This is a genomic window from Singulisphaera sp. GP187, from assembly GCF_900129635.1.
Taxonomy (GTDB): Bacteria; Planctomycetota; Planctomycetia; order Isosphaerales; family Isosphaeraceae; genus Singulisphaera.
Genome location: NZ_FSRB01000002.1, coordinates 2360285 through 2372706 on the forward strand (window position 1 = coordinate 2360285; position 12422 = coordinate 2372706).

The window sequence follows — 12422 nt, forward strand, 5'->3', positions numbered from 1 at the left end:
GCATTCCTGATGAGTGTGTGCATGGAAGTGGCTACCCGCCGTACGGGGCGACGCAACGCGGTGATCGAATGGCTTGAGGATCGAACGCTTTTGAGCGTGATCGCTCCGAGTGTGGTTCCACGCCTTGCCGCGGCAGGACGAGCCGAGGTGGCCCCTCCGATCGAGGTGAGGTGGCTGAACGAGACGAAGAACCGTCCCACAACCTCCAAGTCGGTTGCCACCACTCCCATCCGTGTGCCAGTCAGCACTTCCAAGCTGAACGGCGCCTCCGCGGGGCTCACGACCGTCGATTGGATCGATTTGGACAGTACCAGTCTCTCGGTCCCAAGCCTCTTGAACAGCGGCACGACTGGGGGAACCGCTCAAGCCGCTCAAGCCGCTCAAGACGCGAGCATCGACGATGAGAGTGACGATGACGGCGGCCTAGACACCCTGTCGGATCTCTACTTCGCTGAGTGGGCAAGTAGTAACCTGTTCGGAAAAGGGCGATCGCTCTCGAATCGGGCCGGCCTGGCGATCAGCCTCTACGGCCAAAGCAATGACGAAGATCTGCTCACCACCGCGCTGCGAAGGGCTTGGGCCTCCTCGGTTACGACTTCGGTCATACTCCTCCACGGTCACAGCCCCGCCGCGCAGGACCTCGGTCGGATCAGCCTCGAGTCGCAAGCCGGGGCAAAATTGCTCCATGACGGCTCAGGTCCGGGCCGAATGGGTCAGGCCGGACCGGCCAGCGCGGGCACGCGTCCGGAGATGGCCGAACTGCTGGACGGTGTCGGATCCCTCGAGTGGGAGCGGCTCGATCATGACTTGCGGCGATTGCTCGCTCGAGTCGGCGGGATACCGTCGATCCCGGTGGGTCCCGAGCATGGCTCGGTGTTACCGACGTTGATCGCGATCCTCATGACTTCATTGGTGGCTCGTGAGACCGCTCGCCGCGAGGGGTGGTGGCGACAGAGATTCGTTCCGCGCGTCCGGCTCGTGGGGGGAGACCCTGACTCAGCCATTGATCCGATCGGTCCCTGGCCCCTAGGACTGCCATGAAGCCTGATCCATTGGATTCACTGGTCGAGCGTTTGAGTGACGGGGACATGGCTGCGGCGGAGCGGGTGTTCGTGGCGTTCGAGCCTTATCTCCGGATGGTTGTGCGCCGAAAGCTCTCGACACGGCTTCGAACCAAATTCGACTCGATCGACATTGTTCAATCGGTTTGGGCGCATATGCTCTCTGGGTTCCGCGATGCAACCTGGCGATTCGCCAGCGCGGCCCAACTCCGGGCCTACCTCGTGCGCGCGACCCGCAATCGATTCATCGACCATTGGCGTCGGTGTCGAACCGCCGTTGTCCGAGAACAGCCGCTGTCTCAGATCGAACCGACGGCCGCGCCCACATCGCGCCACCCGAGCGCCAGTGAAGTGGCGCAGGCCGACGAACTCTGGGAGCGGATGCTCGTGCTCTGCCCTCCTGCTCACCGCGACGTGCTGAGACTTCGGCAACAAGGAGTCGCCGTCTCCGAGATCGCATCCCAGACCGGCCTCCACGAGGGAAGTATCTATCGGATTTTGCATACCCTCGCTTGCCGAGTCTCAGTCGAACGTGTCGCGCGGATCGTGCCGTCCCGTCAGACCACCTGAGGAACGGTCCATGATTCTGCCGTATGCGAACTCCGGGACATCCGGAACCGACGAGGTGTTGAGACTGCTGTCACCTGCTGAGGCGATCCCTGTGGCGGGCCTATCAGGCGGGGTCGCGACGCTGATGGTCGAGGAAATGGTTGCCGCCTGGGGCCGTGGGCAGCGAGTTCTGGCCGAGGAGTACCTCGCACGCAAGCCCGAGCTTCGCGCCGACGCCGAGGCCGCGATCCGGCTGATTTATGAAGAGGTCTGCCTTCGCCGTGGCGAAGGCCAGGACGTCTCCCTCTCGGAGTTGGTTCGCCGGTTCCCGCAATGGGGGACCGAACTGGAAATTCTGCTCGAATGCGACCGCCTACTGGACTCCAGACCGAAGGCGCTCCCCTTTCCCTTGGTCGGGGAGAACCTTGGCGACTTCCAACTTCTCGACGAGCTCGGCCGAGGCACGCGGGGACGCTGCTTTCTGGCCGCTCAGCCGTCGCTTGCCAACAGGCTCGTCGTTCTAAAAGTCACCTCATGCGATCATGTCGAGCACCTGTCGCTCGCCTGCTTGCAGCATACGCACATTGTCCCACTCTATAGCGAGCAAGAGTTCCCGGAAATCAACCTCCGAGCGATGTGCATGCCCTACCTTGGCGGCGCGACCTTGGGGCAGGTCCTGGCGCTCCTGGGCGAGGTGCCCCCCGACCGACGTACTGGGCAGTCGCTCCTCAACGCTCTCGACCGGATTCAGGCGGTGCGCCCGATGGTTTCCAGCGCGAGTCCGACGCGCCGGTTCCTTGCCCGCACGACCTATGTCCGGGCGATTTGCTGGGCCGGGGCCTGTCTGGCCGATGCGTTGCAGTATGCTCATGAACGTGGGATCGTGCACATGGACGTCAAGCCGTCCAACGTGTTGCTCGCCGCCGACGGTCAGCCGCTGCTCCTCGACTTCCACCTCGCCCGCGCCCCGCTTCGTGCCGGCGAGGAGCAGTCGGAGTGGGTGGGGGGAACACCGGCTTACATGTCCCCCGAGCAGTACGCCGCGATCACCGCGGTCTCTGAGGGGCGGGCGGTGCCCAACGACGTGGACGCACGCACCGATCTCTATGCGCTGGGGCGGACCCTCTGCGAGGCGCTCGGAGGAACGGTTCGTGACGCGACCGTCCTGTTCCCTCGCCAGGTGACGACGAGTTTGGGTGATGTGATCCGGAAGTGCTTGGCGTTCGATCCCAGCGATCGCTACACCGATGCCGTCGCGCTCGCCAACGACTTACGCCGGCATATGGCCGACCTCCCACTCCAGGGCGTCGCGAACCGGAATCTCTCGGAGCGGTGGTTGAAGTGGTGCCGCCGAAGTCCGTCGGCCCTGTTGCGATTGAAAACCGTGGTCGTGGGATCGACCCTACTGATTGCCGTGATCGCCGCGGTTTGGGCTGTCTTTCTCATCCCCCGGTTTCATGCGGCGGAGCAGGCGTTGGGGGACGGGAAGTCGCTTTTGAGCCGACGCGACTATTCAGAGGCCGCTCGGGTCCTGGCACGGGGCGCAGCGCTCATCGAGGGGCTGCCGGGCGGCCGCGTGCTGACCCGAGAAATCGCCGGCCAAGCCCGTCGGGTCAACTGTGCGCGGAACGCCGATCTGCTTCACGATTTGGTGGAGAAGCTTCGGTTTCTGGACTCGACGGCGCCGCTCCCGCTCCGGGAAACGAAGGCCGTCGAGCAACATTGTCAGACCCTCTGGGAAACGCGCCAGATGATCCTCGAAGGGCTTGATGGCACGCTCGGCGCAGAGGATGAGGCTCGCCTCCGGTCGGACATGCTCGACCTGGCCGTCATCGGGACCAGCCTCCGGGTTCGACTCGCGGTCGATGCCGACGATTCCACCAAGGCCAGACGCGAGGCGCTGCGGGTACTTGACGAGGCCGAGGCGAGATTCGGCCCGAGTCATATTCTTTTCTGTGAACGGCAGGCGCATGCTCAGGCCCTCGGGCAAGCCGACACGGCGGCTCAAGCGGCTCGTAGCGCCACACTCGTGCCTCCGCGGACCGCGGGAGAGCACTACGCAATGGGGCGGTACTTGCTCGCCTCCGGCGACCTCGAAGCCGCCGAGGCCGCGTTTGAGCGTGCCCTCGCCCTTCGGCCCGAGGATTTCTGGTCGAACTTCAAACTCGGGGTGTGCGCCTATCGACGCCAACACTTTGAGGACGCAGTCGACGCCTTTCGGGTCTGCATCGCGCTCGCGCCCGATCGTGCCGAGCCCTTCTTCAATCGGGCTCGAGCCCAGACCGCCTTGGGCCACACGATCCAGGCGTCCCGAGACTATGCCCGCGCCCTCAAACTCAACCCCACGCTCGTCGTGCCTCGCATTGACCACGCCTCCTCCGACCCTCGGACGGGACGTAAGCTTGAATCCTCAATGGATTGAGTGACCTGGACCCGCGCGATTCACGCGTCTTCCTCGTTTGTCGAACCGGCGGTTCCACGCGCGGAGTTGGACCCGAGACACACGTCGTTTCGCTGGTGACTGGGCAAGCCTTTTCCTCACTTCCCCAAAGCCCAGGACGGTTCACTTTCAACACTTCATGCCACATTCCATAGGCAATGCATCGTCTGGACAATTCAACAATCTGCGATCCTTTCCGATTTGACTCCGAGTGAAAACGCGCTGGCAATCGGCGAGAACTCTCCATTTCTCGCGCGAGTTTCGACTGCGTCCTTGCGTTACCCCAGGTGGGACCGCGACGCACGCAACGAACCGGTCCGGCCCTAAAACCGGCTTCCCGTCACGGATCCGTCGGTTCCAGTCCGCGGTTCAAATTCGTTTTGCAGACGCGAATCCCGCAAGCAAATCCTGAATACCACATTCCAGGAGACGACAACACATGAACATGCGAAATCAATTTCGTCCCGCTATGGACTCGTTGGAGGACCGGCTTGCGTTGAGTACCGCAATGGCAAGTGTCGCGCAGCCGAGCGGGCACAGTCCAACCGTCTTGCAGGGGGTCGAGCTCACGGCGAGTGCATCGCGGAGTTTGACGGCCAAGCTCACGCTTTCGGGAACCGCACGCGGTGAGTACACCTCTCACCAAAGTCAGCCCGATACGGGAACGACCTTCCAGGGGACCGCGAAGGGAAAGATCGCTCCGCTGGGGCATACCTCGATCATTGGCTCGTTCCTGGTTCCCGGCTTGATCCAGAATGGGAAGGTCGAGGGGACAGTCACCTTGAAGAGCCTGAGAGGTTCGGTGACGTTGAACATCACCGCTCCGGGCTCGACAATGATATCAAGCCTGTCTCATCATTTCACCTACCAGATCGTCAGTGGCACAGGGCAGTATCATAACGCTCAAGGGAGCGGGATCGTGGATGTTACACTGACACCGTCGACCTCACATTCGAGCTCTCCACATCACCAATTCGACACTGGCAAATTAAGTTTGATGTTCGCAAGTCATTAGGCGTTGACGCGACGCCATTGTCTCGGTTCACGGTCCCGACTTGTGCGTCATCGAGCCTTCCGTTCCCCCAACGCGAGTCGGAGGATCCGTCGTTCCCGCCGTCGGTCTCAGTTGCGACCGACGGCGGACGATTTCCTGACGAATCCACCCGCATGAGTTCCCCTCACCAGCCGATCGAGAGCACCTGCCCGCACCCGCGCGACTCCGACAGGCACGCCAGAGAAGGCGTCAGGCGTGCTCATTGGGAATTTTGCCCAACCCGCCGACCCGGTCTGGTGCGCGCGCGGGTTGTCGATTTTTTGAATCCTCCCGGCACCTGAGCTCGACCGAAGGGACGACTCGGGTCCTCGCCAGTGGGAACGATCGAACGCGACAGACCAGTTCGGTTCAATCCGGTGGCCGATTGGCAAATTTTGTGCGCGACCACTGACCGTCGACTCACGTTCACTCTTACGGAAGGCTGCGCAACGAGCTTTTTCCGCAATCGGGCACGCGTCCCCTTGGCGTACTCCGACATTTCCCGATTGCAGGTTTGCACAATGGAGACCTCTACCCATGACTGGTCAGGGAAGACCCGTTTCATCTCTCAGAGCCCCGGCGACTCTCCCCACGCCAAGTCAGCGCGCGCCTTCTGAGTGGGAATCGCTCACGTCTTCGACTGCGACGAGGTCCCCGCTTGATACGCTCAGGCGGACGCTCGGTGAGCTTCGGAATCGTTGGTGCGACCTTTGCGTCGAGGCCGGCTTGGCTCGACTGGAGGAGCCGAAATGACGAACCGAAGGGCACTCTGGACCATCATCGGCGTCTCGTCGGTCCTGCGGTTGGTCTGGGCCGCGAACCTGGGCAGTTATACGAACGAGGCGTATTACTACCTGTATGCGCAGAACCTGGCTTGGGGCTACTTCGACCACCCGCCGATGGTCGGTTTCGTCGCGGCGCTGGGGCTTGGGGTGACTCATGGACTGTCACCGGCCTTTGGCCTTCGGGTCGGATTCATCGCAATGTTTGCCGGCTCCACCTGGCTCATGGCGCGGCTCACGACGCGCTCGTTTGGCGAGCGGGCCGGGGTCATGGCCGCCTTGATTCTCAACGTGACGGTCTTCTACGGCATGGTCGTGGGGACCCTGGCGGGACCGGACGGCCCTCTGCTGTTTTTCTGGCTGCTCACGCTCGAGCGGTTGGGGGCCGCCCTGGAGGCTCCCGAGCAGGCCTCGCTCTGGGTGGGAGCGGGCTTTGCCTGGGGTGCCGCCATGTTGAGTAAATACTACGCGGCGCTGCTACCCGTCGGCTTCTTGCTTTACCTCGTGCTGAAGCCCTCGGCCCGACGCTGCCTGCGGATGCCGGGGCCCTACCTGGCCATTGTGGAGGGACTCGCCCTGTTCTCGCCCGTCATTGGGTGGAATGCCGAGCACGGGTGGGCATCGTTCGCGTTCCAGGGCAATCGCGCGGGTGGATTCCAAGGTTTCCAGCCGGAACTATTCCTTGAGGCGATCCTCGGACAGTGTCTCTACCTCACCCCCTGGATCTGGATCGGATTGGTGGCGATCCTCGCCCGGCTCATCATTCGCCGACCACGAGACTGGAGTGAGTCCGAGGCGTTTCTGATCTCCCAGGCTGTGCCGGCCCTGGCCATATTTATGGGAGTGGCGACCTTTCGGCGGATCATGCCGCACTGGCCGCTCATCGGCTTCGTGTCGCTGATGCCCTTGATGGGCAAAGGTTGGGCAGAACAACTGGCGGCGTCCCCGAGGCGCACTCGATGGAGACTCCGGTTCTGCGCCGCGGTCCCGTTGTTGGTCGGTACCCTGTTCGTGATCCATGCTCGATCAGGTCTCTTTCAAAACGAACGAGGCCAGCTTCTGGGATCGGTTTGGCCGGTGGCTGATCCCACGGTGGACACCATTCGTTGGGGGCAGATCGCCCGTGAGCTGAAGATCAGGGGACTCCTTGATGATCCCGTCACTTTTCTGTTCACGGATAGCTGGCGATTCAGCGCGGAATTGGCGATCGTCTCGGGCCGTGAGGTTGACGTGGCCTGCTACCATCGCGATGCCCGCAGCTTTCGTTTCTGGAGTCGGCCAAGAGACTGGGTGGGCCGCGACGGTATTTTCATCCAAGTCGAAGACAGCCAGGTGCAGGCGGAAACGTACGTCCCGTGGTTCACACGCGTGGAGCCGATCGCGACATTCCCGATCGTCCGCGCGGGTATTCCGGTGGAAACGGTGCGGCTCTACCGTTGCGTCCGTCAAACAGCACCCTTCCAATTCGGTTATACCGGCCCGGGACCGATGCCTCGACCAGGACGGATGCCCGCCCCGGAAGGCGAACCAACGCGGATGAGCCGCCACCTGCCCACCCCGAAACTTCGTTGAATTGCGTGGGGAGATTTGAACGACGCAAGGAACGTTTGACTTCGATTCCGACGAAACCGGCTCGACACCTTGCCTACAACGGCCCGACCCCAAGTTCTCAGCCTGTCGATTCCGCGAGTTCTCCACTTCTTCCACCTACCACGAGCGGGAACCCTCTCGCTTCCAGTCCTCTGAAAATGGTTGAGGTCTGACTTCGGACCCCAACCCTCCCAACGGAAAAGCCCCGTGTCCCGCTCGAAGAGAGAGGGCCACGGGGCATTTCATTGCGCGAGCCGAAGGGGCCAGATCAGAACCTCACTCCATCAGACGCTGTGTCGAACCACGGGACATAACGGAAAAGCCCCGTGACCCGCTCGAAAAGAGAGGGCCACGGGGCTTTTCACTGCGCGAGCCGAAGAGGCCAGATCAGAACCTCACTCCATTAGTTGCCGTGTCGAACCAGGGGACATAAAGCTTTGCTGCCGTGATGAGGCGTCGTTTTCAAGGCCGGTGGGAAGGAGGTTGCTGCGGCGGCCTCATGTTTTCTGTCAAGTCGCATGACTCAATACGTTAATGCCGTGCGATTAGCGAAGACGCGGGTTGCGCGGGGCGTTCGACCGGCCCGGCTTGACCAGATTGTTGAGCAGGTCGTTCGCTCCTCGTTTGAGGACCGATTTGCCCGCGTCTCTCAAACCGACTTGCATGCCCCTGCGGTCGATCGTCGGATGCGACAGCGTGCCACCGATGGGTAGGCCGACTTTCAAGCCCTCCAGCAATTCCTTCGCCTCGGCACTATTGCCAAGCATCCCTTGGGTAATGGGAACCTTCGCCCGCATCGCAATCGTCTGGTCGAAGCCAACCGAGCCTTCGAACTCGAGCTTGGCGTCACGGCCGACCGGGATGGAGAGCCCGCGTTGGTTGACGCGACCGTCCGCAATCGCCAGTTCGATCGGCTGGTCGAGACGGAGTCCCGTCGCCCCTTTTTGGCCGGTGAGCGTGATCAGCTCACCCGCGAACGGCCCCGGTGCGAAGTTCACATCCTGAAATTCGACGCGTCCGATCAGGGTCGAGTGGGTCGACTCGTCTCCATTGATCGGATAATCCGCCTTCGACACGCTGACTGACGCCTTGCCGTTCACCCTGGTCGCATCGTGGAGCATGGGCGCGACGTAGGCAAGCAAGCTGCGTGAAACCTCGTCGTTGATCTCCGCCCCTTTAATCTCCGAGCCCTGCGCGAGCCGGAACGTGACGGTCCCCGCCTTGTCGACGTCGAGCCTCGGTTTGAGGACGGTCGGCCCATTGTTGATCGTGGTCTCGATCGGGTCGATTGTCCCCACCCCCCCGCTCCAATGCAGCACGACCGGAGTGGGCGCGACTTTGAGACCGAACGCAATCGCCTCGAAGCGGTCGAAGCCAAGCTCCGCTTCCAATTCCTCGAGGATACTTCCCGACCCCTCGGCCGTGAGTGGTCCCCGAAGCTTGAACGGACGCACGACGCCGCGCACCTTGGCTTTCGGCTCGATCGCCTCCGCCACCAGGGGATCGAGGACCACCCAGTTCGGGTCGAGGGTGCCGGCGAAGTCGGCAAACCGCCGATCGCCCTTCGTGTTGAGACTACCCTTGGCGTGAATGCTCGCGTGGCGGATCGCCATCGCCATGTTCACGACTTCGATCTGGTCGAAGCTGGGGGAACTCTGCGTATGCATCGCGAGCACCGCCGGCGCCAGGATGCGGCGAGGGCTTCCCGCGGCACCGGCCATGGAGAGGTCAGGCGATTGGAACGTCGTCGAGGCCGTGATCGCTCCTTCGGGCGTGATATTGATCCCAGACTTCAGCGACAGGGCGCCGGCCAGGTCCATCGCCGTCCCCCCCGACCACCAGGCATAACCCCGGTCGATCCGAGCGAGATCCCCGGTCAGGCTTCCCTCCACGTGGAGCGCTCCCCCCCGGTTGAGCCCGATGATTTTCAGGCCCTCCGCGGCGATCGCGATCGGTTCCGGTTTCAGCCCGTCGGGGAGTGACTGCAGTTCGAGCGTCCCGGTCGTCGGGTCGAAGCGGCCCTTTACGGCGAGTCGGACCGGGTCGAGGGCGGCGGTGGGAGCCTGGTTCTGGGGGAGCGGCACCAAAGCGAACTTGAGTTCGTCGATCTGGAACGCCCCGTCGGTCGTTGCGGTCGAAAGCCTGGTCGACGCGGTCAGATCGTCCGTTTTGAGTGCGAACTGGGCCACGTTCCACGCCTGAGGAATGACGGATTCGGTCAGGGGGCCAGTGGCGCCGAGGTCGATCCGGAACGCATTCCGCGCGATCGGCTCGGCCGTCAAGCCCACCACCCGAAGGGCGAGGAATTCAGCGGCCAACCGACTCGTATAGCGCTGTTTCTCCGGGCGTCGGAAGTCGAACGCGATCCGTCCCTTGCCGGCGAGATCGAGCTTTCCGAAATCGATCAGGTCACGAAGCTGGTTCTTGAGCCCTTCGAGATCGACGGTGGCCGAGACCTTAACGCCGCTTTCGAGGTCGCCGGATCCGGCTGCATCAAGAAATGCCGTTTTGACGGTGAATTGTTCCACCTTGAGGTTGTCAGGGCGTTGGAGGATGTGCGCCGAGAGGCTTGCCGGATCGCGGATGGCGATCAGGCGGCCTTTGTCGTGCGCCTCCAAGTCGGAGACTCGGGCTTCGGCGACCAGTTTGCGACCTGGCCCTTGGCCCGCCTCGGCGATCTCCAGGTCGAGCCGTGCGGAGCCCCTTTCGACAGTCAGGCCGTCGCGGACGTGCAAGACATGCGGAAGTTGCCGCGCCAGGGCGGCAAGATCGAGATGGCCGTTGATCTTTGTAGAAACCGATTGCGATGCGTTCGCCAGCTTGGCGGTCGCTTTGATCGAACCGAGAGGACAGACCAGGTCGAGCTTGCGGACGTCCCAAGCTCCATCGGCCTCGGCGATTTCGTAGTTTCCGCGGAGCTGATCGAGTTGCAGGCGGTCGCCCAAAAGTGCCGCGCCCGTGGCCTCAAGAGCCAGCACCTCGCCACGGCCCGAGAAACTCCACTGATCGGCCTGCCGAACCGTTGAGTACGTCCCATCGAGCCGGCCCTTCATGGCCACGCCGCCCGAGTCGACATTCCAGGGCCAGCGCCGGGCGACGATCTTGGCCGTGAGCGCGGGAATGCCCGAGTTCGGAACGCGAGGATCGACCTCCCCGGTGATCTCAATCGTCGAATCGTCCTTCTCAGTGGGGTTCGCCAGCGCGATCCGCCAGGTCACGGGTCCCTTTACGGCGGGCATTTGGGCCGAAAAGTCGAATTGACGCGCGGTGATCGGCTCCGGAAGCTCGGGAGCCCGCACGCTGAGTGAGCCATTGACAAGCTTCACCGAAACCGAGTCCCAGGCTTGGCCTGGTTTCGCGGACTTCGGGGCCGGTTCCTTCGGGGCCGGTTTCGCGGGATCCCCCTTGAGGAGCGAGTCCAAGGCGTCGACCAGGTCGATTGAGCCGTCCGCCCGACGCTCAATGTCGATGGCGGCCCCGTCGAGGACGAGCTGTCCCCCCACGAGGTTGCCCGTGGCCAGACTGGGCAAGGTTCGGCTGAGGCTCAGGTGCGGGATCTTGACCAGCGCCTTCCCCCGTTTGTCGCGGAGCACGACGCCGTACATCTCCTGGTTTCCAAACCAGGAGAACCGCAGGGAACCGATTTCGAGCCGGCTCGGCGCGAGTGTTTGGTTCGCTGTCTTGACCACCATGACTCGGACGGGCGCGCTTGACGCCAGCCAAGTCAGACTGAGCAACGTCAGGGCTGGGATCAAAATCGCGGCAAGGAGAAACCTGCGGAGCCATTTTCGAGGCTTGCGAGGTGAATTGGTGAGCGACATCAGTCCTTGACTCCCCCGGAACCCTCCGTAGTCCGGAATTGAACACGCATCTTTATGAAACTCCGGATCGCCAAAAAGCTCAAGATCAACCCCGACTTGTCCACCGGCTCGACGCTTTCTTCCCAAAATTGAGGTAGGCTTGAACCAACGGAAATTCGGGCCGCAACCCCAGATCCTCGGGGGGACATGCGGTAATTTCGGTGGTTTGCGAAAACCAGGGAGAGCAGGACCTTTAGAAGCGTACTTGTCTCAACGAGTAGAATGAATGAAAATCAGGCGATCGGGTTTGATGGGCGAAGTTGCCGAGCGTTCGTGATCGAGAACCAGGTCGGGAAAGGATCGTGTCTGCGAGGCGCGATTGCGAGGGCGACCTTCGATCAGCTCTGAATCGTCACACCGGATTTCGGAGAGACACGGACCATGAGTCGACGCATTATTTCCACGCTTGCCTTATTATCGTGCGCGGTGCTGACCGCAATGCCGAGCACAGCGCAGGAACCGGCCCACAAGCCAAAGAAGAAGGTCGTCAAGTCGGACGAAGAATGGGCCAAGATCCTGACGCGCAGTCAGTTTCTGGTTTGCCGGCTGAAAGTGACCGAGCAGCCGTTCTCGGGTCGGTTGCTCAACAACCATGCCAAGGGAACGTATGATTGCGTGGCCTGTGGTGCCGAGCTGTTCAGCTCACGAACCAAATTCAATTCGGGGACGGGTTGGCCAAGCTTTTGGCGGCCGAATGAAGTGGACAGCGTTGTCACCGAGATTGACACCAGTGAGGGAACCCCTCGAATCGAGGTCCTCTGCGAGAGCTGTGGTTCGCACCTCGGTCATGTCTTCAATGACGGCCCCGCACCGACCGGCCTGCGCTACTGCATCAACTCCGTTGCCTTGAAATTTGTTCCGGATCGCAAGCCGGCGAAGAACGCGAAGTCGAAGTCCGAAGCAGAAACCGAATCGGAACCCGAGTCCGAGGCGGCGAAGCCGCAAGCCGATTCAGGCTCATCGGCATCGAAGTAAGTCTGACAGCCAGGCGACTCGTCTCGTCGGGCGACGCCGACCGTCCGATTTCCCCCCCGCCCCCCACTCCCTCCCCCTCGTGCTCTCGCGCTTCCACACGCGGCCTTCAACCCCTTCTGTGAGGGAGAGGCT

Annotated in this window: 7 protein-coding genes; 6 read left to right on the forward strand and 1 reads right to left on the reverse strand. The window is 62.4% G+C overall.

Annotated features, from left to right (window positions below; all coding sequences use genetic code 11):
• Nucleotides 1-21 precede the first annotated feature (21 nt).
• The 5 genes from BUS42_RS33550 (at nucleotide 22) to BUS42_RS33575 (ending at nucleotide 7437) form a co-directional block, all read left to right on the forward strand.
• Entirely contained in the window at nucleotides 22-1041 is a 1020-nt protein-coding gene (locus BUS42_RS33550; RefSeq protein ID WP_254053967.1) for a hypothetical protein, read from the forward strand.
• Nucleotides 1038-1631 carry an RNA polymerase sigma factor gene (locus BUS42_RS33555; RefSeq protein ID WP_074314399.1) on the forward strand — a complete coding sequence of 198 codons (594 nt, stop codon included), beginning with the start codon at nucleotides 1038-1040 and terminating at the stop codon, nucleotides 1629-1631. The genes BUS42_RS33550 and BUS42_RS33555 overlap by 4 nt, the downstream gene beginning before the upstream one ends.
• Before the next feature lie 10 nt (nucleotides 1632-1641).
• Nucleotides 1642-4032 (forward strand): protein kinase domain-containing protein, encoded by a 2391-nt coding sequence (locus BUS42_RS33560; protein WP_074314401.1) that lies wholly within the window; start codon nucleotides 1642-1644, stop codon nucleotides 4030-4032.
• 457 nt (nucleotides 4033-4489) lie between these two features.
• Nucleotides 4490-5065 (forward strand): hypothetical protein, encoded by a 576-nt coding sequence (locus BUS42_RS33565; RefSeq protein ID WP_074314403.1) that lies wholly within the window; start codon nucleotides 4490-4492, stop codon nucleotides 5063-5065.
• Between the two features lie 767 nt (nucleotides 5066-5832).
• Complete coding sequence (locus BUS42_RS33575) at nucleotides 5833-7437, forward strand: glycosyltransferase family 39 protein (protein WP_074314407.1); 1605 nt, start codon at nucleotides 5833-5835, stop codon at nucleotides 7435-7437.
• A gap of 563 nt (nucleotides 7438-8000) precedes the next feature.
• On the opposite strand, the gene BUS42_RS33580 is transcribed toward BUS42_RS33575, so the two are convergent.
• A complete protein-coding gene (locus BUS42_RS33580) occupies nucleotides 8001-11276 on the reverse strand; it encodes an AsmA family protein (protein WP_074314409.1) in 3276 nt (1091 codons plus the stop codon).
• A 420-nt stretch (nucleotides 11277-11696) separates the two neighbouring features.
• Here BUS42_RS33580 and msrB point away from each other — a divergent pair, with 420 nt between their 5' ends.
• On the forward strand, nucleotides 11697-12290 hold the full coding sequence (msrB, locus tag BUS42_RS33585; protein WP_074314411.1) for a peptide-methionine (R)-S-oxide reductase MsrB: 594 nt from the start codon (nucleotides 11697-11699) through the stop codon (nucleotides 12288-12290).
• The last annotated feature ends 132 nt before the right edge of the window (nucleotides 12291-12422 follow it).

What these genes read in the sequence shown, in the direction of transcription:
- BUS42_RS33550 (WP_254053967.1), top strand. Translation starts at nt 22, where the DNA reads ATGGAAGTGGCTACCCGCCGTACGGGGCGACGCAACGCGGTGATCGAA.
- BUS42_RS33560 (WP_074314401.1), top strand. Translation starts at nt 1,642, where the DNA reads ATGATTCTGCCGTATGCGAACTCCGGGACATCCGGAACCGACGAGGTG.
- msrB (WP_074314411.1), top strand. Translation starts at nt 11,697, where the DNA reads ATGAGTCGACGCATTATTTCCACGCTTGCCTTATTATCGTGCGCGGTG.
- BUS42_RS33565 (WP_074314403.1), top strand. Translation starts at nt 4,490, where the DNA reads ATGAACATGCGAAATCAATTTCGTCCCGCTATGGACTCGTTGGAGGAC.
- BUS42_RS33580 (WP_074314409.1), bottom strand. Translation starts at nt 11,276, where the DNA reads ATGTCGCTCACCAATTCACCTCGCAAGCCTCGAAAATGGCTCCGCAGG.
- BUS42_RS33555 (WP_074314399.1), top strand. Translation starts at nt 1,038, where the DNA reads ATGAAGCCTGATCCATTGGATTCACTGGTCGAGCGTTTGAGTGACGGG.
- BUS42_RS33575 (WP_074314407.1), top strand. Translation starts at nt 5,833, where the DNA reads ATGACGAACCGAAGGGCACTCTGGACCATCATCGGCGTCTCGTCGGTC.